Source organism: Phyllobacterium sp. OV277 (assembly GCF_900104355.1).
GTDB lineage: Bacteria > Pseudomonadota > Alphaproteobacteria > Rhizobiales > Rhizobiaceae > Phyllobacterium.
On the sequence record NZ_FNIY01000004.1, the window covers coordinates 268,149 to 290,786 of the forward strand.

23 protein-coding genes are annotated in these 22,638 nt (G+C 53.3%); 17 read left to right on the top strand and 6 right to left on the bottom strand.

Annotation, left to right across the window (positions count from 1 at the left end; translation table 11 throughout):
* On the bottom strand, nucleotides 1-1,002 hold the full coding sequence (locus BLU05_RS15995; RefSeq protein ID WP_091881816.1) for an ABC transporter substrate-binding protein: 1,002 nt from the start codon (nucleotides 1,000-1,002) through the stop codon (nucleotides 1-3).
* A 47-nt stretch (nucleotides 1,003-1,049) separates the two neighbouring features.
* The gene (locus BLU05_RS16000) at nucleotides 1,050-2,132 is read right to left on the bottom strand and encodes a 4-oxalomesaconate tautomerase (protein ID WP_091881819.1); all 1,083 of its coding nucleotides are present in this window, start codon (nucleotides 2,130-2,132) and stop codon (nucleotides 1,050-1,052) included.
* 111 nt (nucleotides 2,133-2,243) lie between these two features.
* Here BLU05_RS16000 and BLU05_RS16005 point away from each other — a divergent pair, with 111 nt between their 5' ends.
* Nucleotides 2,244-3,140: a LysR family transcriptional regulator gene (locus BLU05_RS16005; RefSeq protein ID WP_091881822.1), complete on the top strand. Its 897-nt coding sequence runs from the start codon at nucleotides 2,244-2,246 to the stop codon at nucleotides 3,138-3,140.
* Nucleotides 3,141-3,295: 155 nt separating this feature from the next.
* Here the strand turns inward: BLU05_RS16005 and BLU05_RS16010 are convergent, their stop codons facing one another.
* The gene (locus BLU05_RS16010) at nucleotides 3,296-4,009 is read right to left on the bottom strand and encodes a GntR family transcriptional regulator (protein ID WP_091881825.1); all 714 of its coding nucleotides are present in this window, start codon (nucleotides 4,007-4,009) and stop codon (nucleotides 3,296-3,298) included.
* A 260-nt stretch (nucleotides 4,010-4,269) separates the two neighbouring features.
* Between BLU05_RS16010 and BLU05_RS16015 the strand changes: the two genes are divergently transcribed.
* The 11 genes from BLU05_RS16015 to BLU05_RS16065 all read left to right on the top strand — a co-directional run bounded on the left by BLU05_RS16015 (nucleotide 4,270) and on the right by BLU05_RS16065 (nucleotide 15,392).
* Nucleotides 4,270-5,355: an ABC transporter ATP-binding protein gene (locus BLU05_RS16015; RefSeq protein WP_091881828.1), complete on the top strand. Its 1,086-nt coding sequence runs from the start codon at nucleotides 4,270-4,272 to the stop codon at nucleotides 5,353-5,355.
* Nucleotides 5,356-5,386: 31 nt separating this feature from the next.
* Nucleotides 5,387-6,682 carry an ABC transporter substrate-binding protein gene (locus BLU05_RS16020; RefSeq protein ID WP_091881831.1) on the top strand — a complete coding sequence of 432 codons (1,296 nt, stop codon included), beginning with the start codon at nucleotides 5,387-5,389 and terminating at the stop codon, nucleotides 6,680-6,682.
* 113 nt (nucleotides 6,683-6,795) lie between these two features.
* Complete coding sequence (locus tag BLU05_RS16025) at nucleotides 6,796-7,674, top strand: ABC transporter permease (protein WP_091882325.1); 879 nt, start codon at nucleotides 6,796-6,798, stop codon at nucleotides 7,672-7,674.
* Nucleotide 7,675: 1 nt separating this feature from the next.
* On the top strand, nucleotides 7,676-8,497 hold the full coding sequence (locus BLU05_RS16030) for an ABC transporter permease (RefSeq protein WP_091881834.1): 822 nt from the start codon (nucleotides 7,676-7,678) through the stop codon (nucleotides 8,495-8,497).
* 7 nt (nucleotides 8,498-8,504) lie between these two features.
* Nucleotides 8,505-9,269 carry an aspartate/glutamate racemase family protein gene (locus tag BLU05_RS16035; protein WP_091881836.1) on the top strand — a complete coding sequence of 255 codons (765 nt, stop codon included), beginning with the start codon at nucleotides 8,505-8,507 and terminating at the stop codon, nucleotides 9,267-9,269.
* 162 nt (nucleotides 9,270-9,431) lie between these two features.
* Nucleotides 9,432-10,280, top strand: a complete 849-nt coding sequence (locus tag BLU05_RS16040) for a transporter substrate-binding domain-containing protein (protein ID WP_091881839.1) — start codon at nucleotides 9,432-9,434, stop codon at nucleotides 10,278-10,280.
* Between the two features lie 100 nt (nucleotides 10,281-10,380).
* Nucleotides 10,381-11,124, top strand: coding sequence for an amino acid ABC transporter permease (locus BLU05_RS16045; RefSeq protein WP_091881842.1), 744 nt, complete (start codon nucleotides 10,381-10,383; stop codon nucleotides 11,122-11,124).
* Nucleotides 11,121-11,900, top strand: coding sequence for an amino acid ABC transporter permease (locus BLU05_RS16050; protein WP_091881844.1), 780 nt, complete (start codon nucleotides 11,121-11,123; stop codon nucleotides 11,898-11,900). The genes BLU05_RS16045 and BLU05_RS16050 overlap by 4 nt, the downstream gene beginning before the upstream one ends.
* A 13-nt stretch (nucleotides 11,901-11,913) precedes the next feature.
* Nucleotides 11,914-12,708, top strand: coding sequence for an amino acid ABC transporter ATP-binding protein (locus BLU05_RS16055; protein ID WP_091881847.1), 795 nt, complete (start codon nucleotides 11,914-11,916; stop codon nucleotides 12,706-12,708).
* 10 nt (nucleotides 12,709-12,718) lie between these two features.
* Entirely contained in the window at nucleotides 12,719-14,071 is a 1,353-nt protein-coding gene (locus BLU05_RS16060) for an MmgE/PrpD family protein (RefSeq protein ID WP_091881850.1), read from the top strand.
* Between the two features lie 25 nt (nucleotides 14,072-14,096).
* Nucleotides 14,097-15,392: an LLM class flavin-dependent oxidoreductase gene (locus BLU05_RS16065; RefSeq protein WP_091881853.1), complete on the top strand. Its 1,296-nt coding sequence runs from the start codon at nucleotides 14,097-14,099 to the stop codon at nucleotides 15,390-15,392.
* 87 nt (nucleotides 15,393-15,479) lie between these two features.
* On the opposite strand, the gene BLU05_RS16070 is transcribed toward BLU05_RS16065, so the two are convergent.
* Entirely contained in the window at nucleotides 15,480-17,069 is a 1,590-nt protein-coding gene (locus BLU05_RS16070; RefSeq protein WP_091882328.1) for an ABC transporter substrate-binding protein, read from the bottom strand.
* A 476-nt stretch (nucleotides 17,070-17,545) separates the two neighbouring features.
* Nucleotides 17,546-17,980 (bottom strand): winged helix-turn-helix transcriptional regulator, encoded by a 435-nt coding sequence (locus tag BLU05_RS16075; protein ID WP_091881857.1) that lies wholly within the window; start codon nucleotides 17,978-17,980, stop codon nucleotides 17,546-17,548.
* Between the two features lie 87 nt (nucleotides 17,981-18,067).
* Here BLU05_RS16075 and BLU05_RS16080 point away from each other — a divergent pair, with 87 nt between their 5' ends.
* The 5 genes from BLU05_RS16080 to BLU05_RS16100 all read left to right on the top strand — a co-directional run bounded on the left by BLU05_RS16080 (nucleotide 18,068) and on the right by BLU05_RS16100 (nucleotide 22,086).
* Nucleotides 18,068-18,883 (top strand): oxidoreductase, encoded by an 816-nt coding sequence (locus BLU05_RS16080; protein ID WP_091881859.1) that lies wholly within the window; start codon nucleotides 18,068-18,070, stop codon nucleotides 18,881-18,883.
* 98 nt (nucleotides 18,884-18,981) lie between these two features.
* Entirely contained in the window at nucleotides 18,982-19,941 is a 960-nt protein-coding gene (locus BLU05_RS16085) for an NADP-dependent oxidoreductase (protein WP_244518379.1), read from the top strand.
* A 134-nt stretch (nucleotides 19,942-20,075) separates the two neighbouring features.
* Nucleotides 20,076-20,357, top strand: a complete 282-nt coding sequence (locus BLU05_RS16090; RefSeq protein ID WP_091881862.1) for a TolB family protein — start codon at nucleotides 20,076-20,078, stop codon at nucleotides 20,355-20,357.
* A 172-nt stretch (nucleotides 20,358-20,529) separates the two neighbouring features.
* Complete coding sequence (locus BLU05_RS16095) at nucleotides 20,530-21,072, top strand: DUF2867 domain-containing protein (protein ID WP_210184615.1); 543 nt, start codon at nucleotides 20,530-20,532, stop codon at nucleotides 21,070-21,072.
* A 393-nt stretch (nucleotides 21,073-21,465) separates the two neighbouring features.
* Entirely contained in the window at nucleotides 21,466-22,086 is a 621-nt protein-coding gene (locus BLU05_RS16100) for a LuxR C-terminal-related transcriptional regulator (RefSeq protein ID WP_091881865.1), read from the top strand.
* 133 nt (nucleotides 22,087-22,219) lie between these two features.
* Here the strand turns inward: BLU05_RS16100 and BLU05_RS16105 are convergent, their stop codons facing one another.
* Nucleotides 22,220-22,552 (bottom strand): hypothetical protein, encoded by a 333-nt coding sequence (locus tag BLU05_RS16105; RefSeq protein WP_244518380.1) that lies wholly within the window; start codon nucleotides 22,550-22,552, stop codon nucleotides 22,220-22,222.
* Nucleotides 22,553-22,638: the final 86 nt, after the last annotated feature.

A 22,638-nucleotide genomic window follows, 5' to 3' on the forward strand; every position in this document is an offset into this window, starting at 1 on the left:
TTAGTTCGTGCCATCGCGGGGCGCTTTGTCGACAAAATTGTTGGTGTAAGTCTTCTTCAGGTCGATCTCCGTTGCCGCGACTTTGTCATTGAAGCTCTTGAGAACCGCCAACGGAGTTTCGACTTCGGCATCGTTGAAGCGCCCATCAATTGAGAAGATCGGCTTGGCGTTCGCCACGGCTTTTATGTAGGTTTCCTTATCACCGGAAATGAACGCTTCAGGCAGCTTTTGAACGATTTCTTCAGGTGCACTTTTGTTCATCCATTCCAGTGCCTTGACGGTCGCATTGACAACCTTCTGGATCGTTTCGGGATGCTTGTCGATATAGGACTGCGTGGCATAGAGAACGGAGGTTGGATAGATGCCACCGTAAATCTCCTTGGCACCGTCGTCGCTACGCGCGTCGATCAGGATTTTGCCAACACCTTTGGCTTCAATGAAGGTGGCTGCGGGATCATAATTCACCAGCAGGTCAACCTTTCCCTGTTCAAGGGCGGCAACGGCAGCCGAGCCGGAACCGACGCCAATGAGCGAGACGTCGTTGGCCGAAAGCTTGTGGCGCTGCAGATAATACCGAACGAAGAAATCCGACGAGGAGCCAGGCGCAGTGATGCCGATCTTTGCACCCTTGATGGTTTCAGGTTTTGCCGGGTCGAATGTTGAATTCTTGCCGCCTGCAAGCACCAGACCCGAATTGCGTGCCAGCAGCACAATACCAACGACGTCTTTCTTTTGTGCCTGCATCTGGATCGTATGATCGTAGAAGCCGACGGCTATATCTGTGGAGCCGGCCACAAGCGCCTGCAGCGTTTTGGAGCCGCCTGAGGCAAAATTCTCGACGGTGACTTCAAGCCCCTCCTTTTCGTAAAGGCCCAAGCCGGATGCTACCGGAAATGGCAGATTGTTGAGATTATAAGAGCCGACGCTGATGCGGACAGGCTCGGCAAACGCTGACCCTGTAAATGCAACAGTCGCCGCCAGAGCGAGTATAAGTTTACGCATGGTATTTCCTCCCAGATGTGCGATGCCCTCCCGGCAACCGCGTTCAATTATGCTGCGCAAACCATTTGCGCTACAGGTTTGGCAAAGACCTGGCCCTCGAACAGGCGGCGCGCGGTCCGCAGAATACCGGCAGCCGTTTTCCCATTCCGGGATTCCAGCTTTACTTCCAGAGTGCCGCTTGGATGTTCAAGAACCAGATTGATCGGAAGTTTGCGCCCACCGATCAGACGTGATGCCACAGTGCCGTCGCTGATGCAGGCTGTAGCAATGCCGACGGCCCCCGTTGTTGCCAGTGAGGGATGACACTGGTGCGGCATGAAATAGCGCACATGCAGATCACCGCCCGCTTTGGGCTTCGAGATCAGGACCGGTTTGGGCGTGACCTGTGTTTGCACATCACCCATCCCCATGCGCTGGCCCGCTTGGAGCCGCAAATTTTCCAGCCGCTCCAGCAGGGCGCGGTTGGCATTGAGTTCTGCTGCTGTCTCATACCCGGTTGCCCCGATAGCCGCCGCCTCGAGTATCATCATGGGCATGGCACAATCGATACAGGTGACGTCGATACCATCGATGATCTCGCGAGGATGGCCTGTTGGAAACAATCTGCCTGTCCGTGCTCCGGCAGCGTCCATGAATGTCAGTGCAATTGGCGCTGCGTATCCAGGCACCCCGTCAATGGATGCGTCACCCAGATAGGCCACACATCCGTCTGGAGTCGGTACCTCCGCCTCAATGAGCTTACCGGTATTGACATTGTGTATCCGCACACGTGTTACCGGTCCGGTCGCCCTGACGAGACCGGCTTCGATGGCAAAGGGGCCGACAGCCGCAAGCATGTTGCCGCAATTGGGGGACGTGTCGACCATTTGCTGGTCGATGCGGACTTGGGCGAAAAGATAATCTACGTCTGCACCGGGTACCGTTGCCGGGCCGACTATGGCAACCTTGCTCGTGACAGGGTTGCCGCCGCCAATGCCATCGATTTGCAGGGGATGGCCCGAACCCATCACGGACAGCAGAATCTGATCGCGTTGATGCGGATCGGAAGGAATGTCCGATGCAAGAAAAAACGGCCCTTTGGACGTGCCACCCCTCATGAGGACACAGGGTATGCGAATGAGGTCATTCATGGCGCATTGCTCTTCAATTCATGCGTGTAATAGAACAATCTATTGGTTTCTTGCACTTTGCAGAAAAATGATTGATATGTGAAATGCAAATTTTGCGAGGATTGATGTGTAATGAGCATTAATTGTGAGATCTTGGACCTGCGTGCATTTCTCTCGGTGGTGGAGCTCGAAAGCTTTCACCGGGCCGCAGAGGCACTGAATCTGTCGCAACCGGCCTTAAGCCGACGCATACAGAAGCTCGAGGCAACAATCGGTGCGCCACTTCTGGAAAGGACGACGCGCCACGTATCGGCAACGGCGGTGGGGAGTGAGCTCATTCCGCTCGTTCAACGCATGCTGGAGGAATTTGACGGCTCGCTTTTTGCCGTGCGGGACATTGGAGCCCAGCGCAGCGGTCTCGTGACAATTGCCTGCCTGCCTACTGCTGCCTTCTATTTTTTGCCCACAGTGATCAAGCAGTTCAATGCCGAGTATCCCAATATCCGCTTCCGTATTCTTGATCTTCCTGCGACCGACGGGCTTTTAGCGGTTGCGCGCGGCGAAGTGGAATTCGGCATCAACATTATGGGAGCAGCAGACCCAGATCTCACATTTGACAGGCTGATTGAGGATCCCTTTGTGCTTGCGGTGCGTAAGGATCATCCGCTCGCAGCAAAAATCGAACTAGGTTGGGAAGATCTGACACCTTACCCGCTCATTACCGTTCACCGATCCAGTGGTAATCGAACCCTTTTGGATGCAGCGTTGGCAAAATCAAACCTCAAACTTCGCTGGTTTTATGAGGTGACACATCTATCGACGTCGCTTGGCCTGGTCGAAGCAGGTTTGGGTATTTCCGTATTGCCCAAATTGGCAACGCCACAGGAGGATCATCCATTCCTCGTAACCCGGCCAATCCGTAACCCGGAGATTTCGCGAACCATCGGTATTGTGAGACGGCGCGCAGGAACATTGTCACCCGCTGCTGAGCGATTTTTGAACATGTTGATTGGCACCTGGTCGGGCTGACTGGCTGATTACTTTTCTTGTAAATATAGCTCATGTGCCGTTTTGATGGGTGCCTAAAATACGGCAGCATCCTACACTCGGCATCGGCATTGACTTATCAAATGCGTAGGTTTGCAGTCTTAACGATTTATTCTAGCCGGTTCTGCAGGACCAACTTAGACACGCAGAGCATCTCGCAACGGTGAGTTACTTACAACCTTGTAGTCGAGATCTTCCTCGATATGGTCGATATGATGACGGATGGCATCGGCTGCCTTCTTGCTATCACGAGCCATGAGAGCATCGAGGATATCCGCATGTTCAGATCGGGCGCAACTTGAAGCGCCGGACTGTCCATAGAGTGCGATCACGAGGGACGAACGCGCGATCAATTCGCGCATAAAACGTTCAAGGATCAGATTCCCAGCAACGGATGCCAACATCAAATGATAATCACCGGATGCCTTGATCGCGGCCCGGCGTGCATTCGGTCCGCGTTCGACGAGCAACCGTTCTTCTTCCTTCAGATGCGCTTGAAACAATTTGATATCAGCGCTTGTGATCCGTTCGGCTGCACGTTCAGCAATCTCCGGCTCGATAACACGGCGGGACTCAAAGATTTGCCGAGCCTCATCCGGTGTAGGGTATGCAACAAATGCGCCACGATTGCGCTCTATCTTTACCAGCCCCTCAAAAGCGAGCATTTGTAGTGCAGCGCGCACCACCGTGCGGCTGACATCGAACAACTTGCCTACCTCGGTCTCGACAAGCTTCGTTCCCGGAGCAAGCCTTCGCTCAACAATAGCATTGTAAAGCGCCTCGCGAATAAGTTGCGAACGGTCATCTTGCCCATCATGGTGTACCGGGAATGCGTCAGTTGCTGGCTTCATCGTTTCCTGCCTTCCAAACTCTTTTTAGCGCGATTTCTGATTAAGGCCAGCCTTCAATATTGCATGCGATAGAAATTCAGATTGCATACAATTTGATCGCCCATTGAAAACATGTCTATAAATTGTGCAGCGCAATATCAGTGCGCAGGAAACGAGATTTGACAGCCCTACATTGGAGTAAAGATTCCAAAGACTTAGAAGAAAGCCACCGAATTGGCACGGTACATGCAGAGCTCATAGGGCACAAAAGGGAACTCAGCATGAGTAAAGCCGCCGAAATTGATATCGTCTCCGTTTCCAAAATCTACGGTACGACAACGGCTGTCGATACGATCAGCTTGAAAATCCCGGCGGGGACCTATTGCTGTCTACTGGGCCCATCCGGTTGCGGCAAGACATCGACGCTACGAATGATTGCTGGCCACGAAACGATCTCCAGCGGTGATATTCGCCTCGGCAACATTGTGGTCACAGATTTCCCGCCAGCCAAACGCGGCACGGCGATGATGTTCCAGTCCTATGCCCTGTTTCCACATCTCGATCTGATCGACAATGTTGGCTTCAGCCTGAAAATGAAGGGCGTTGGCAAGGACGAACGCCGCGCCAAGGCACTGGCAATGCTCAAGTTGATGCAGATGGACGGTTATGCAAGCCGTCGGCCAGCGCAGCTCTCGGGTGGGCAACAACAACGCGTTGCTCTCGCTCGCGCCTTGATCACCGACCCTGAAGCACTTCTGCTGGATGAACCGCTTTCGGCGCTGGATCCCTTTTTAAAGATACGCATGCGCGCGGAACTGAAGAAGCTGCAGACCAGTCTTGGCATTACCTTTGTCCATGTTACGCACAGTCAGGAAGAAGCGATGGCGCTTGCTGATCTAATCGTTGTGATGAACGATGGCAGGATCGAGCAAGCCGCGCATCCGCGAACTGTTTTCGAGCGCCCGGCGACAGCGTTTGTCGCGCGCTTCATGGGCGACCATAATGTCATTGCCGGACGTGTAGTGAAAAGCGCGAACGGTTTGGTGAGTTTCGATATTTCCGGCGGAATTTCCTTGAGTGCTGCAGGTAAGGCCGAAATCGGAGCGCCGATTGATATTGGCATTCGCACCGATCGTGTCCGCATCAGCGACATGCCAGCTGCTGGCTTCGGGTTTACTGGCATTGTTTCCAACATCGAATATCGCGGCGCATCGGTAAAACTCTCGGTTACCGGCGCGGGCATTGATGATTTCACAGTAATCAACAGCGATCAGGCTTTCTTTGAAAATCCTGTTTCCGTGGGCGAAGCCATTCCGCTCGCCTGGGACATCGATGACGCCATCATTCTTGGCCGTCTGGACTCCTGAACCAAACAATCAACAAAAAGGGGAACTGAACATGACAGAAGCAATTAAAAACAAGACAGGATTGAATCGTCGCACGTTTCTGAAAACGGGCGCTGCCGCAGCGGGCCTTGCCGCCGGTTCAGGTGCCATCACCGGCTTTCCAACCATCTGGGCGCAGAACATCAAGAATGTAACGCTGCGCCAGTTCGGAACGGGCGTATCCAATCTCAATGATGTGGCCAACAAGGTGAAGGAAGATCTGGGTTTTACGCTGCAGATGACAGCGCTGGATTCCGATGCTGTTACCCAGCGCGCTGTTACCCAGCCCGACAGTTATGATATTGCCGACATTGAATACTGGATCGCCAAGAAGGTTTTCCCAGCTGGTGTGATGCAGCCCATGGATGTGTCCAAGATGAAATACTTCGACAAGATCGCTCCGCTCTTCATAACAGGCAAGCTGACGCCAGAGAGCAAGATTGCGCAGGGTACAGCACCGCATACGGTCGGCTTTGTGGAGAGCGCCGATGCAACCAAATTCGCATCTGAGCCGACCAAATGGATGACACTGATCCCGACCATCTACAATGCCGATACACTCGGTATCCGGCCCGATCTGGTCGGTCGCGACATCACCAGTTGGGCCGACATTATGGACCCGGCCTTCAAGGGCAAAGCTTCGATCATCAACATTCCATCGATTGGGATCATGGACGCAGCGATGATCTGCGAGTCCTTGGGCACCATCAAATATGGTGACAAGGGCAACATGACGAAAGCCGAAATCGACCAGACAGTGGGCTTCCTGATCAAGGCAAAAACAGACGGCCAGTTCCGCTCGTTCTGGAAAACCTTTGATGAAAGCGTCAATCTCATGGCTTCCGGCGAGGTAGTCATTCAGTCCATGTGGTCACCAGCCGTTGCTGCCGTCCGCTCCAAAGGTATTGCCTGCAAATATCAGCCTCTGAAGGAAGGCTATCGTGCGTGGGGTGGCGGTCTTGGTCTAGCCAAGCACCTGAGCGGCATCGAGCTCGACGCCGCTTATGAATATATCAACTGGTATCTCTCGGGCTGGGTGGGCGCGTATCTCAACCGCCAAGGCTATTATTCCGCCGCACCAGAAACCGCCAAGACATTTATGACAGCAGATGAATGGGGCTACTGGATGGAAGGCAAGGCGGCCGTTGGCGACATCGTTGCGCCCGATGGAAAAGTTATGGAAAAGGCCGGTGCAGTGCGCGACGGCGGAGCGTTCGAGGCTCGCATGGGTGCCGTTGCCTGCTGGAATTCCGTCATGGACGAGGATCGCTATATGGTCCGCAAATGGAATGAATTCATAGCTGCTTGATACGCCGCTTTGACCGTCCTTTCCCCGGGAAAGGGCGGTCATATTTTCCAGAGGAATATCCCATGACAGCATCCACAGCAGGCCATGCCGCCTTGAACAAAGTGAGCAAACCCATGCGGCCGCCTCGCAAGATATGGCGTTGGTCAAACCTCCCGCTGGTTTCGTATCTTCAGGCGATGCCGCTGGCACTCATTCTTGGCCTGTTCCTGCTCTTGCCGATCCTTACGATCGGTATGGTTAGCTTCTGGGACTACGACTCCGTGCGCATTTACCCGGATTTTGTCACATTCAATTATACCGAGACACTTGGCTCATGGGTGACGTGGAAGATCTACCTGAATACATTCAAGTTCACCCTGATCGTCTGGTTGCTCACTTTATTCATCGGCTTCTGGGTGGCTTATTTCCTTGCCTTTCATATCCGATCAGTCACCATGCAGATGGTGCTGTTCCTTGTCTGCACCGTACCGTTTCTCACATCCAACATTATTCGGATGATTTCGTGGGTGCCGTTTCTGGGGCGCAACGGCCTGATTAATTCGTCTCTGATCGAGTTGGGCATAGTACCCAAGCCAATAGAATTTCTATTGTTTTCAGAGTTCGCCGTTGTTCTCGCCATGGTGCATCTCTACACGCTCTTCATGGTCACGCCGATCTTCAATACGCTGATGCGCATTGACCGTTCGCTGATTGAAGCGGCCCGCGATGCGGGAGCCTCCGGATTTCAGATACTGACGAATGTGATCATACCCTTGGCTAAACCCGGCATTGCTATCGGTTCGATTTTTGTCGTGACGCTGGTTATGGGCGATTTCATTACTGTACGCTTCATGTCAGGCGGGCAGAGCGCCTCGGTGGGACTGATGATGGCGAACCAAATTTCACTCCTGCAATATCCTGCCGCCGCCGCCAATGCAGTCATTCTTCTGATTGTCGTTCTTCTGATTGTAGCCGCAATCCTGCGCGTCGTTGATATTCGCAAGGAGCTTTGAGATGCATTCGGAAAAGCGCTCTCGCGAATTCTACATCCTCGCTTTCTTCTTTACGTTGTTCGTGCTGTTCCTCTACGGGCCGCTCTCGACGATCTTTATCCTTTCATTTCAGGGGCCATCCGGTGGATTGACCTTTCCGATGAACGGAGCGTCGCTACACTGGTTCAGCAACCTTTTCGAACAACAGGCCGTCGGGGATTTTGGCGGATCGTTCCGGCGATCCATGATCCTGGGGTTGATGACAACTACAATCACGGTTGTTGTATCCCTGCTGGCCGGTCTGGCGTTTCGGCGCAGGTTCAAGGGATCAACATTTCTTTTCTATCTCGCGATTTCCAGTCTCGTCGTGCCTTCCATCCTGATCAGCCTCGGCATCGGTCTGTTCTTTCAGGTTCTTGGCATAAGGCCCGCATGGTGGTCATCCGGCCTCGGTGCACATCTGACCTGGACGCTGCCGTTTGGCGTGCTCATCATGTTTGCCGTCTTCAATCGTTTTTCACCTGTTTACGAAGAAGCGGCGCGGGATCTCGGTGCCAATGCGTGGCAAACCTTTCGTTATGTGGTCCTGCCGATGATTGCGCCGAGCCTGATAGGCGTCGGGCTCTTTGGCTTTACACTTTCCTATGATGAATTTGCCCGTACCTTGATGGCGGCAGGTACCTTTAACACCCTGCCACTTGAGATTTACGGAATGACCACGAATGTGACGACTCCGGTGCTCTACGCACTCGGTACCGTTACATCAGCCTTTTCCTTCCTGATCATCATTATTGCCTTGACCGCGATCATCATCGTCGGCCGACGTCGGGCACGCATTGGATAAACGGCATATGCGCATTCTTCTCGTCAATCCCAATACAACCGCCAGCATGACTACTTTGATAGAGAGTGCTGCGCAGTCTGTGGCTGGTCCTGCAACGACTATCAGCGCACGGACATCTCGCATGGGCCCGGTGTCCATTGAAGGTTACTACGATGAGGTATTTGCGGTTCCCGGCATGCTGATAGAAATCGCCGAGGGTGAACGGGCGGGAGCTGATGCCGCTATCATCGCCTGTTTCGATGACACCGGTCTTGATGCCGCGCGCGCGATGGCCTCAATCCCGGTGCTCGGTATTTGTGAGGCGGCCGTTGCGACTGCTGCAACCGTAGCCCAGCGTTTTTCAGTTGTGACTACGCTCGAGCGTTCCATTATGCCGGTGAAAGGTCTGATGCACCGTTATGGAATGTCGGATCGCGCGACGGTGCGTGCGGCGGATATTCCCGTCTTGTCCCTTGATGATCCATCATCCGGGGCATTGACAAAACTACGCATCGAAATCGAAAGGGCTTTAACGGACGATCAGGCTGAAGCGATTGTCCTTGGCTGTGCCGGGATGGCTGATCTCGCCCGTCAGTTACAGGATGAATACGGCGTGCCGGTTGTCGATGGGGTCAGTGCTGCCGTCAAACTTGCGGAGGGCCTTGTTGCACTAGGGTTGCGGACCAGCAAACGCGGTGCCTATGCCACCCCCCTTGCCAAACCCTATATGGGAATTCTGGCTTCATTTGCTCCACAAAGCCCAAAAAACAATAGTGTTTGGACAGAAACTTGATGGAAGGGCATTCTAATATTTTTGGTAATTGGCACAAATGATTTGGTAATTTCCACATTCGTGTAATTAAAGTTTCCAAGAGGCCCGTTTCACGAAAACACATTTCTCGCAAAAGAGTGCGTCCTTTCGTAGATTTCTCGCATATTCAATGAGGGTAGGCCTATGTTGCCAAATGCTGGACAAGTCGCGAAAAAACTTCTGGATGTTGGCATTCTTGCTGCATTTCTCATCGGTGCCAGTTCTGCGCACGCGGATGCCACGCTCGACAGGATCAAAGCTCGTGGCAAGCTGACCGTCGGTGTGATCCTGTCAGGTGCTCCGTTCGGCTACATCGACCCGAAGACTCAGGAACAGAAGGGGTTGAACATCGATGTGGCCAAGGCGCTGGCGGCCGGTCTGGGTGTTGAACTTGAAACGCAGACCGTGACGCCGCCCAACCGTATTCAGTTCTTGCAGCAGGGCAAGGTCGATATTCTCATTGCCAATATGCAATATACCGAAGAGCGCGCCAAAACGCTTGGTTACGTGCCTACCCCGTATGACCGCGTTGGTGGCGCTGCCGTGGGGCGTAAGGACAGCGGCATTAAGGATTGGACCGATTTAAAGGGCAAGACCGCCTGTGTATCGCAGGGCTCAAACTATACCCAGCCTTTGATTGAAGAATATGGCGCACAAGTAAAGGCGCTTCCAAGCCAGCCGGAATCACTTCTCGCCCTCAAGGGCGGAAATTGTGATGTCGCGGTGCATGTCAGCGGAACAGTTAGTCTGATGCTTGAAGACCGCGCTGACGAATGGAAAGACTACGCCATCATTATTCCATCCGATCTTATTCCTTCTGACTCGGTCATCTGGTTGCGCAAGGGTGAAGGCGATACGCAGGCCGCTCTCGACAACATCGTCAAGTCGCTGCATGTCTCGGGCAAGCTTATCGAATTCGCAAGAACAAATCGTCTACCGAGCATTGCCTATCTGGAAGAGCAGCAGAAAAAGCTGAAGGACGGCTCGCAGTAAAATCGTGTCGTCGCGGCAATTGGAAAATTTCTGCAGACAAAGGACAACCCCGCAGTTTGCCGAAATGCGCCGGAGAGCTCTGAATCGAATGGATATATGAATGCTGGACGGTTTCACCACACACTTCATCGATTTGATGAAAACCGTCGGGCTCAATTTCGAGTTTCTTACCAGTGGTTACGAAGTCCGGATGTGGCTGGATGGAATGGTGACCACGCTGGTTCTCGTGGTCATCACCATTCCGATCAGCCTTATTTTCGGTGTACTTTTTGCAGCGGCCCTGACTTCTGGTAAGAAATGGCTTGCAGTACCAGTGCGGGCCTACGTCGAACTGACCAGAAATACGCCGACACTCGTGCAGCTGATGTGCGGCTTCCTTGTGCTGAATATGCTGATTTCAAACGCACTGGGCGGTGCCCAGAATAATCCTCTCACGCCTTTTTTCTGGGTCGTGGCCATCACCGGCCTGCATGTAGCGGCATTCCACGCGGAAGCCTTGCGCGGCGGCATTGAAGCAGTGCCATCAACGACGATCGAAGCGGCCCGGGCGATTGGTTTTAACTCTCTTCAAATCCTGCGCTATGTGGAATTACCGTTGGCCGTCCGCTCTGCCCTGCCCTCGATCATCAATAATCTCGTGAACCTTGTAAAACTGACCACCGTCGGTTCGGCAATTGCGGTGGGTGAAATTACCTACGCGTCCATCATGATCTGGACGCAGCGCGACAATGTGGTCGAACTGATGCTGGTTATTCTTCTGTTCTTCAGTCTCATCAACCTTGTGGTAGCCCGAATTGGCTTCTGGCTCGAAAAACGCCTTGCAGTGCCGGGGTTTGGCCAATGAGCATAGTATTAAAGCAAGAGCGCGCCAAACAATTACCCTTCGGTGGGATCTTTGCAGCCGTTCTGGGACTGACAGTCATAGCATGGTTGTTTCTGAACCAGTCGTTGGGCCAAGTTCTCCTCGAGTGGTTGCCCTATCTTGCCAAGGGTTTCACCATGAATGTACTTATCAGCATTCTGGCAATCGCCATCGGCACACTCATCGGTATTGTGCTTGGCGTGATGGAGCTTGCGCCTTTCGCCGTAGTCCGCGCGCCGGCACTGGTTTATGTACAGATTTTCCGCAACGCACCACATCTCGTTCTGATTTTCGCTGCCACCTATATCTTCCCGTTCGAACTGGTGATTTTTGGCAATTATGTTCCCTTCCCCGATTGGGTAAAAGCTGTGGTTGGGCTTGCCATACCCGCCAGCGCGCACATCGCTGAGATCACCAGGGGCGCTATTCAATCCATCCCGACAGCTCAATGGGACGCGGCACAAGGTCTTGGCTTTTCGCGCAGCCAATCGCTTCGCTGGATTATTCTACCGCAATGTATCAAGCGCTCGCTGCCGCCATGGATGAACCTTTATGCCTCCATCACCATGGGGACAGCGCTTGCATCGCTCGTGGGTGTGCATGAATTATTGCATTCGGCAAATGACGCCAGCACAGCCGTACAGCGCACCGACTTTACGGTTGTGGTTTATCTCACCGTCCTGATAGCATTCTTTCTGTTTTGCTATCCGGTTTCCCGTTTCACGCAATATCTTGAGCGGCGCCTTGCCTCGCGTTAACCCGGAAGTTCCCATGTCTTTAACTGTACCAACGTCAACAACTCTTGTTGAACTCCAGGATGTTCACCTTTCTTTCGGATCAAATGAGGTTTTGAAAGGGATCGACCTCAAGGTAAACAAGGGCGATGCCGTCTCGATTATAGGACCGTCTGGGTCTGGAAAATCAACCATTCTGCGGTGCATCAACGGCCTGCTGATCCCGCAATCGGGAAAGATCACAGTTGGTAGAACAAGGGTCGACGAACTGAAGACCGAAACCGAGCGAATAGCATTGCGAAAGCGTATCGGCATTGTGTTCCAGCAATTCAATCTCTTCCCGCATCTGACCGTATTGGAAAACATCACCATTGCTCCGCGAAAAATCCTGGGCATCTCCGAGGCAGAAGCCAATCGACATGCGCGTGACCTTCTGGAAAAGGTTCGTCTGGAGCAGAAGGCCAATGCCTATCCGGGGCAACTTTCCGGCGGTCAGCAGCAGCGGGTTGCTATCGCCCGTGCACTCGCCATGCGTCCGGAACTTGTGCTCTTTGATGAAGTGACTTCGGCGCTTGACCCAGAGACCGTTGGCGAAGTGCTGGCTGTTATTCGCGATCTTGTCCGCGAGGGTATGACCAGCATTCTCGTAACCCACGAGATGCGCTTTGCAGAAGAGATCAGCGATACTGTGGTTTTCACCGAGAACGGGCTGATTGTCGAACACGGAACGCCAGATGAGATATTCAGCAAATCCACCAATCCACGCATCAACAGCTTCGTCAATGGCCTTGGCGGACGCGCGACCCCGCTACACGATGGCGAAGGAATTTGAGAGGCGTTCCATGCAGGAGACACATATCCCAATAACCGTCGCTCTTTCAAAAGCCATACTGTCATCCCTGCCGCTTGATGATGCGGAAGCTATCAAAGCAGCACGTACTGCCCTTATTGATTTTTTCGCCTGCGCACTTGGTGGCGCCGACGATCGGAGTACAAAGATCCTGATGGAAGTGCTAGCCAGCGGGAGCTCCGGCGAAGCCATTGTCATCGGTCACGCCAAGCGGTTCGACCTCTTCACTGCAACGCTCATCAATGGTCATTCGGGCCACGTTCTCGATTATGATGATGTACACGCAAGCGTACGTGGCCATCCGACTATTGCGATCATTCCTGCACTTTTGTCAGTCGCAGTACAGGATAAAAAAAGCGCTTCTGACTTCATCGGCGCCTATGTGGTTGGACTGGAAACTATGGCCCGGATCGGGCTTGCAATTGGAACCAAGCATTATGAAAATGGCTTCCATGCAACGGCGACCCTCGGGACAATCGGTGCAGCAGCTGCAATCGCTTATTTGCTCAAGTTCTCAGAACAGACAACTGCTGTCGCTCTCGGCTTGGCTGCTACCCAGTCGGCAGGACTTCGTTTGCAATTCGGATATGATGCAAAGCCTCTCCATGCGGGGCTTGCTTCGCGTGCGGGCCTGATGGCAGCACGGCTTGCACAAGCGGGCTTTCAGGGAGCACCGGATTTCCTTGATAACCGGATCGGCTTTTTTTCAGCTTTTTCTTTTGGTGATGAGCAACCTCATCACGTGCTGGAGAACTGGGGGAAACCCTGGCAGATTGTATCACCGGGGCTGACACTCAAGGCTTTCCCATGTTGTACTGCAAGCCACCCAGTCGCTGTTGGCGCGCTGCAATTGCGTGAAACAAGGAAGTTTGAGCCGGGATCAATTCGGGCTGTCAATATTACTTTCCCTCCGGGCGGTGACGCAGCGCTTGTTGCGGGCACATCACCCAATACCGGGATTGATGCACGGTTCAGCGCAGAATATGTTTTTGCTACAGCCCTGATTGATGGTGAATTGAGCATCGGTCATTTCGACGAGCGCCCGGTGCGCAGCGACCTCCTGGAACTGGCAATAAAGGTAACACGCAGTCATGATGAGACAGCGCGCAGACTATCACCCGACCCCACCACGAGGTTCGTGGTTATCGACGTGACACTCAACAATGGGCAAAGGATTTCCCACCGGGTCGAAGGTCTTCCCGGGATTTCTGACCCATCGGAAAAATTCGCTGATGCGACAAGCGGAAATCCGAAATTTGCCGGGATACCGGTGCTCGTTCGTACAATGACAAGTTCCGAAGACCTGCAGACACTTGCTCACCTTCTCAATCAGAACACAAACTGAGTTAACGTGCTAAAGGCTTGCCGACATGACCGATAAAAAGCAGATCCACCTTGGCCTCTTCCTGCAGGGAGCTGGACACCATGTATCCGGTTGGCGGCACCCGCAAGCGGAGGCTGGCAGCGAGAATTTTGGCCTTCTGCGTCGCGTCACGCAAATGGCGGAAGACGCGAAATTCGATATGGTGTTTCTTGCCGATGGCCTGACCAGCGCTGTCGATGCTCATCCTTCGATGATCGCCCGATTCGAGCCGCTGACGCTGCTCTCGGCGCTCGCCATGGTGACAAGCAAGGTGGGACTTGCTGCCACCTCTTCTACCACCTACGGCGAACCTTATCATACGGCGCGCGCCTTCGCCTCAATCGACCATTTGAGCCATGGGCGTGCCGCCTGGAACATTGTAACGACATCTTACGCCCGGACGGCCAATAATTTTTCCAAAAGCCATCCTGAACATGACGAACGCTATGCGGTTGCCGAAGAGTTTGTGAATGTCGTGTGCGGCCTCTGGGACAGTTGGGCCGACGACGCATTCACCAAGGATAAGGAACGTGGTGTTTACGCCGATCCCGAGAAAGTGCATGTGCTTGAACATAAGGGCAAATATTTCTCGGTGAAGGGTCCATTGAACATCCCACGCCCTCCCCAAGGTCATCCAGTGCTCATTCAGGCGGGTTCATCCGGACCGGGGCAGGATCTCGCAGCCCGAACAGCAGACATTGTTTTCACTGCCCAGCAAAGCATTGTTGAAGCCCAGACTTTTTATAAAAGCCTGAAAGAACGCGTGGCTGCATTTGGGCGCGATCCTGCAAGCGTGGCAGTTATGCCGGGGTTCATGCCGGTCATCGGCAAGACATTCGAAGAAGCCAGCGAAAAGCTCAAGGAATTGGATCACTGGACCGACATTGCCAGCGCAATGCCGCTCCTTGAGGAACGTATTGGGCACAGCCTTGCTCCATATGATCTGGATGGTCCTTTGCCGAGCCTGCCCATTTCCGACCAGCTACGCAGCCGTGCCGAACTTCTGACCCAGCTTGCGCGACGGGAAAATCTCACGATCCGGGAACTTGCCTTGCGGGTGGCCGCAGGGCGCGGTCATCATATAGTCATGGGAACAGGTGAACAAATCGCCGATCGGATGCAGGAATGGTTTGAAAATGGGGCTGCTGATGGCTTCAATATCATGCCGCCCTTTTTCCCGACAGGGCTTGAAGAATTCAACGAGCACGTAGTCCCGATTCTGCAACAGCGCGGCCTGTTTCGCACAGAATATGAGGGTTCAACATTACGCGATCATCTGGGTATCGCCCGACCCGCGCTCTAACGCGCACTTAGCAAGATCTGCAATCTCTGTTTGCGATATAGCCAAAGCAGGTCTGTGTCATGAACAAAGCAGATCAAGTTACAAACCTCATTTGTAAACCGTATAAACCCTGTTGGGACCAAAGGACGAAAGCGCATATCCTTTGGTATTCGCCCGAACTCCGGCAGCTTCAATTTGTTGAAACAATATGACGAAGGGGCTGGTTGCCAGTACTTTCTTCTGCAAATCCCGGTAATCCTGCGTGCGTTTTTCCGTGTTAAATTCGACAAGCGCTGCCTTGGTTGCCTTGGTCAGCTCAGGCACATCCCAGGCATTGCGCCATGCAAGCGTCTTGTTGGTGCCCGTATCGGCATTATCAGGATTGCTCGTGAAGGTTTCCGCGTTGGAATTCGGATCCCAGTAATCGGTCCCCCACGGACCAATGAAAATGTCATGCGCCCGTGCCCTGTATTTGGTCAATGTCTGTTTGCCGTCGCCGGGGATAATCTCCAGCTTCACACCACCCTGCGCAAATGTCTGCTGCAAAGATTCGGCGATACCTGTAATTGGCTGGCCGTTGCGCACGTCTATGGTGACTGTGAAACCATCTTTAAGCCCCGCCTTGGCCAGAAGCTCCTTGGCTTTGGAAACATCGAGCGAATAGGGATTCTCGTTGAGTTCACCCAGAATGCCCTTGGGCAGGAAGGTCTGGTGGATCTCGCCGATACCCTTGATCAGCTTTTCGCCGATGGCATCGTAATCAACGAGATACTTCAGCGCTTCGCGCACCTCCGGCTTGGCCAGATTCGGGTTCTTCTGGTTAAGACTGAAGTAGTAGATGGTACCCTTGGCTGCACTTGTCGTTTTGATGTCACTGTTTTTAACGACCTGTTCCAGATCGTTAGGCTCCAGATTGCGGGCAACGTCAATGTCGCCCTTCTCCAGTAGCAGGCGCTGCGTGGCGCTTTCTTTGACGTGGCGATAGATCACGCGGTTGAGCAGCGCCTTGGTGCCGTAATAATTGTCATTGCGCTCCAGAACGAGGATTTCGTTGGCACGCCAGTCGCGGATTTTCATCGGACCGGACCCGGCATAGTTGGTCTTCAACCAAACATTGCCGTAATCATTGTCAACGATGTGTTCGGAGATGAGTTGCTTATCGACAACTGATACGACACCTGACGTTAAACAGTTCAAGACGAAGCTTGGCGCATAGGGCTGATCGACGGTGAACACGAACGTGTTCGGATTGGTTGCCTTGGCCTTCTCGGTCACATTGTCAGGCTTCAGGCCAAACTGGGTGAGAATGAAGGCCGGGCTCTTGTCGATCTTGATGGCACGCTCGAAGGAATAGGCCACATCTTCAGCGGTCAGCGGATTGCCGGAGGCGAATTTGAGGCCCTGCTTCAGCTTGAACGTATAGGTCAGACCATCATCGGAAACCGTCCAGCTTTCGGCAATATCGGGGGTAATCCTGGAGGAGTCGTTAATATCAAGGCGCACCAGCTTGTCATAGGTATTGCCGTTGATTTCACCACTTGTCAGCTCAAATGCCTCAGCCGGATCAAGCGTAATCAACTCATCTAACGCCCATGCCTCCACAAGGGTATCGACAGGAGTAACTGCGTGCGCAGGCGATCCAGATGTCAACAAAACTGCCAGCACAAATCCGGTGACAGGCAAAAAGCGCGCCGCCATTTTCCGCACGCCATTCGAAGTATTCACTGCTGCTGACCATGACATGGTAAAATCTCCTGCGTTCAGGCAAAACGCATCAGCGCTTGGTCTGCGCATTCAAGCAGAACCAAGATGATTGCCTTTGAGGCTTGCGGTCGTTTGCCGGTAAGTTACTGGTCTTGAACCGTCACAAACGGCAATTCCTGCCCTTCATGACTTGAAAAATCTTATCAAATCCATTGAATTCAAGAAGGAGGTTGCGGTTCAAACTGAGAGCAATATGCAGCAAATTTTTCTGCCGGTAACCGCCAAGCTGGGATATTTGGCTTGTTGCGCAATGACTGCTTCCATGCCGGAAGGCTTCAGAGCCTTGCGACGTAATGCCAGGAACTGATGCTGGAGGCCTATCCAATTTTTGACCCTGGTGGTCGGTACCGGCTAGCGGGTGCGGTCGTGAATCCGCCACTCCCCTCATACTTACTTGCTAGTGAGAGGATTTATTCCGGCTCAGCAATGCGAATGGGGCGTGTTCCGATCTCAGCGCCGGTCGCGCGATCGATAGTGACAGGATCGATCTCTGTTCCGGTTTCAGCGTCGAAGAACCTCGTCACCTCAGCTCCGCCGCCGCGGTGCTTGCGCCCCCACGCCCCTATTGCGAACAGTACAGGCAAAAAGTCCTGCCCAGCCGCCGTCAGGACGTACTCGTCCCGTGGGGGCCGCTCCAAGTAGCGGCGTTTCTCCAGCAACCCATCTTCTGTCAAGGCAGCCAGACGGCGCGTCAGGATCGTCGGTGCGATGCCAAGGCTCTTGCGGAAATCGTCAAAGCGCGTGAGCCCTGCATGGGCATCCCGCATGATGAGCATGCTCCATGCGTCGCCTACAAGTGCAAGGCTGCGGGCGATGAGGCATGGCTGGTCTGAAAGTTTTTCCATGTTAATATCTTTTTGATAGTGACTTAATATCGAAATGATAGTATCTAATCTTCAGGCAATAATCCATACCAAAAGAAAGACAATGAAATGAACGAGAAATACAAGGGTATTGCCCTGGTTACGGGGGCGTTCTCCGGCATAGGGCTGGCAACCGCACGGGCATTGCAACGCGATGGCTACCGGGTGTTCGGAACCAGCCGTAAGGCTATAATTGATGTCTCGGATGGAATTACATCGCTGATCTGCGACGTCACCGATGAACAATCCGTACAGAAAGCGGTTGACGAGGTTATACGTCTTACTGGACGGATTGACCTTCTCGTCAACAATGCGGGGATTGGGTTGCTTGGCGGTGCGGAGGAATCCTCGGCTAAACAGGCCAAGGCTCTCTTCGATGTGAATGTATTCGGGGTTCTGCGGGTGACGAATGCCGTCCTGCCGGTCATGAGGCGTCAGCAAAAGGGCAGGATTATCAACATGAGCTCGATCCTCGGGCTGATCCCTGCACCCTATAACGCGCTTTACGCGTCAACAAAACACGCAATCGAGGGCTATTCTGAATCCTTGGACCACGAAGTGCGCACGCAAGGCATCCGTGTTGTGCTCGTAGAGCCCGGCGTCACCCGTACTGCCTTCGAGGAGAACCTTACGAGAGCAGATCAACCGATTCCTTTGTATGATACCGCTCGTGCCGGTGCGGAGACGCTGACGCGTGAGCTTGTCGAGGCAGGAGATGCACCTGAGGTGGTCGCCGATATAGTCGTGAAGGCGGCAAATGCAGTTTCACCCAAGAGGCGCTACACAGCCGGAAAGGCAGCAGGGCAAGTGCGCTTCATGCGCCGCTTCCTGCCGGAGTCGTTTGTCGACAAAAACCTTCGCAAATTCAGCAGGCTCCCGGCCTAAGCGTCTACTGCCGGTTTTTCGGCAGTTCGCCAACTCAGATACGAAAGTTAACTCTCATGAAGGCTTTTCTGATTGACCGCTAAACAAAAGGTGGCGCGTTGCGGATTGGCGAAGTTCCTGAGCCGGAGCTGCGGGAAACCGATGTGATGGTTCAGATCCACGCCACCAGCGTGAACCCCCTTGATGCCAAGATCAGGGATGGTGAGTTCAAGCTCATCCTGCCATACCGCCTGCCACTGATCCTCGGCAATGATGCGGCGGGTATAGTGATCAGGGTCGGGTCCAAGGTCAGCCGCTTCAAGCCGGGCGATGAGGTCTATGCGCGCCCGAGCAAGGATCGCATCGGCACGTTCGCCGAGTTCATTACGATGGATGAGGCCGACGTGGCTATGAAGCCAAAGAACCTGACAATGGAAGAGGCCGCGTCAATTCCACTCGTCGCGTTGACGGCGTGGCAGGTGCTTGTCGAGCGTGCGAACTTGAAGAGTGGCCAGAAGGTCCTCATCCATGCTGGTTCCGGCGGCGTCGGGATGATTGCAATCCAGCTTGCCAAGCATCTGGGAGCAACCGTGGCGACGACAACGAGCACAGCCAATGTCGACCTTGTGCGAAATCTCGGTGCAGATGTCGTCATCGACTACAAGAAAGAGGATTTCGAAAAGGTCCTGCACGGCTATGATGTCGTGCTGAACAGTCTCGGCACAGATACGCTGGAGAAATCGCTCCGTGTGCTGAAACCGGGCGGCAAACTTATATCGATCTCCGGACCGCCTGATCCGGCTTTCGCCAAGGAGAACAGTTCTGGCTGGCTGCTTCAGCAGGCCATGCGTCTGCTCAGCTTTCGCATCCGAAGGAAAGCAAAACGCCGTCAGGTCAGCTATTCGTTCCTTTTCATGGCACCAAGTGGTGAACAGCTCCGCCAGATTGCCTCACTGATCGAGACAGGAGTGATACGGCCGATAGTGGATCGGGTATTCCCGTTCGAGCAGACCAATGAAGCGCTGGCGTATGTCGAGACAGGTCGGGCGAAAGGCAAGGTTGTCATTACGGTAAAATGAGGGTGGTACCCTCAAAGTTCTAAGCTTGGCAGGTCACGCCAACCCATGCCGTGCCGAAGATCTTTGCAAAAAACTCGAAAGTCGTTAGCCATCGAACAGTTACTCAAACGCGTTAGCTGCAAGACACCGACCGATTGTCCAGTCTGACGCAGTGTGTCATCGTCCGCGGTCCCGTTCATAACAATCCTGCCGAAGGTTTGAATGATGGCGTCCAGCGCACCGTTTCCGAAGAAAATATCTTTCTGGTTTCGACCGATGACACCCCAACCATCATACGCGTCACCAACAATCCCAACACGGAAGACCGCGCTCCCGCTATGAGTCCGGATGGTCGCTGGATTTATTTCGAATCCCATAAAGGTGATGACGATACACCGACCCAGATATGGCGGATCGCCACCCCAAAAATACCGTAAGGGGATGGATGGTGCCGCGTCAGTAACGGTCATTGTGACCAATTGCTCACCCACGTTTGGGTGGGGTAAGATGTAGGAGACATGCGCCGCAGGGCAGAGCTTAGCGTGCGATTCTTTCCGTTTTCTGAGACAACACCAACTGGCGGAGGGGCGCAGAAAATTTAGGGTAAACATGATGCCAACAAAATACGAACTTGTCACATCTGTGCCCATACCTGCAGAGGCAGTGGTGGGCCACACCTACGAATTAGTACATTTGGCTGACGCCTATTCGGTTCAACTTCCAAGTGGCACCCTTACTGACCCGGAGTTGCTGGCAAGATTCCTCTTCTCCCAGCAACCGCGCTGGATTGGCGGCCTTATGAAAATGCGAGATGCTCTCGTTGCTGGACTAGGTCTCAAGACAGCCCGTCATCTCGAGTCCATTGGCGAACACGACCAGACCAATCGTCTTGGAATATTCAAGATCTATGGCAAAAGCAGTCTGGAAATCGTATTCGGAGAGGACGACAAACATTTAGACTTTCGTCTATCTGTTCTTTGCACCAGTCCAGCGGCAACGCAAGATGAGCAAAGTCTGGTTTTCACCTCCGTTGTTCGCTGTCACAACCGCCTGGGGCGTATTTATATTTTTCTAATCGCGCCGTTTCATCGCCTAGTGGTGCAGGCAAGCCTACGCCAGGCTGCCCGCCTTGGCTGGCCATGTCAGCTCTGAGCAGTATCACCACGACGGAATATTACACCCATAAGCTTCGTCTGCTCGCGTGTGTCGAGCAAGTGCCTGATTCACCCGCCCTCCGGCACCTCGGCGCGGACTTTATTGATATCAATCAGCTTGAGAAAGCCATAAGTAACATCGTAGTTGATGGTATAGGAATACTTGATTGCCAAGCTTTTATCCTTTGCCGATCTAGGTGTCGACCTTGCATTTTTTAGAGGCCACCGTTCGTCCCAACGATATATTTAGGACAGATAGTGCACCCCACCGAGTCCTGTATAGTGCAGATGCACTAGCACGAATGGATTGTTTTGATTGCGTGGTTGAGACCGTGTACGGCAAACAGCGTGAGGAAAATGAACGTATAAAAGCTTGGCCAAGGAGATCCGCATGGAGAATGAGAACTCAGCACCAGAAAGAATACTCCTTGCCGACGGGCAACATCTCTATAGAGAAGGTTTGCACCGGTTTATTGAGCAGATATTTCCAGATGCAGAAATCAGGGAGGCGGTTGGCTTTGAGACTTTAACAGGCAGCCGCGAGTTTGATCCTGATCTGATCATTATCGATTTCTATTGCCCGGACTACGATCCCGTTACGACGGCGAAATGGTTGCGGGGTGAGTTTCCATCGGCCTTCATTATTTTGCTCGCTGCTCTGCAAGATCGTAAGATCATAGATGCGCTACTTGAAAGCGGAATTGATTGTCACGTTAGCAAGTTTGTCTCGAATGCGGAGCTGACACAAATATTGCTTGAAACAAAGGTCGGTTCCTCTGCTTTGGTTTTAGAGGAAAACGGTCGCTGGGGTTTGACCCCGCGTCAGCGAGACGTGTTGGACCTGCTGGTAAAAGGTATGTCGAACAAAGAGATTGCGCGCGCACTTAAGATTTCTCCATTCACTGTGAGCATCCATGTGTCGGCGGTCATGCACTATCTCGAAGTCGATTCACGGACTGCTGCAGCCGCCAAGGCCGCCGGCAATGGCATATCGCAGAACCACGCTGTGTGAGCAATCACCAGGTCTGCTTATACACTCGGGGGAAACAGCTCTTGTTCCGACCCCTTCTTGTCGCACATGCCGGACGCAAAAATCAGGCTCCTGTCGACCGCTGTCTCCCAAATTTATGACTTTGGACCCCCGGTTATACCGTCCAGGTCCAGTCGATCGGATAGTTGAAAATCGGGGTGAACGTCACGCCGACCGCCTCCATTTCCCTGCGACCGTCAACGACCATCTCCTTCAGTCGATCTAATGCTGCCGCATGCTCGTCCGTATCCCAGATGCTAATTTGCACGATCGAGCCCTTCGGCGAGACGCCTGCATAAAAGTGAAGGAGCCCCGGCAGCCGTCTGATGGCCGGGATTATAAACTCCGATGTCTTCTTGCTTGCGGCGTCAACTTCGGCGAACCGGCTGGGGTCGAAACTGGCGCGCGAGACGCGAACAACAGCGGTGGTCGGCAACGGCTCGGCCATTGTAATTCTATGTGTCATAGGGATCCTGCCTCCTGACAATACTTCACCATGTCCATCAGCGTACGAAAATCGAAACGCCTTGAATT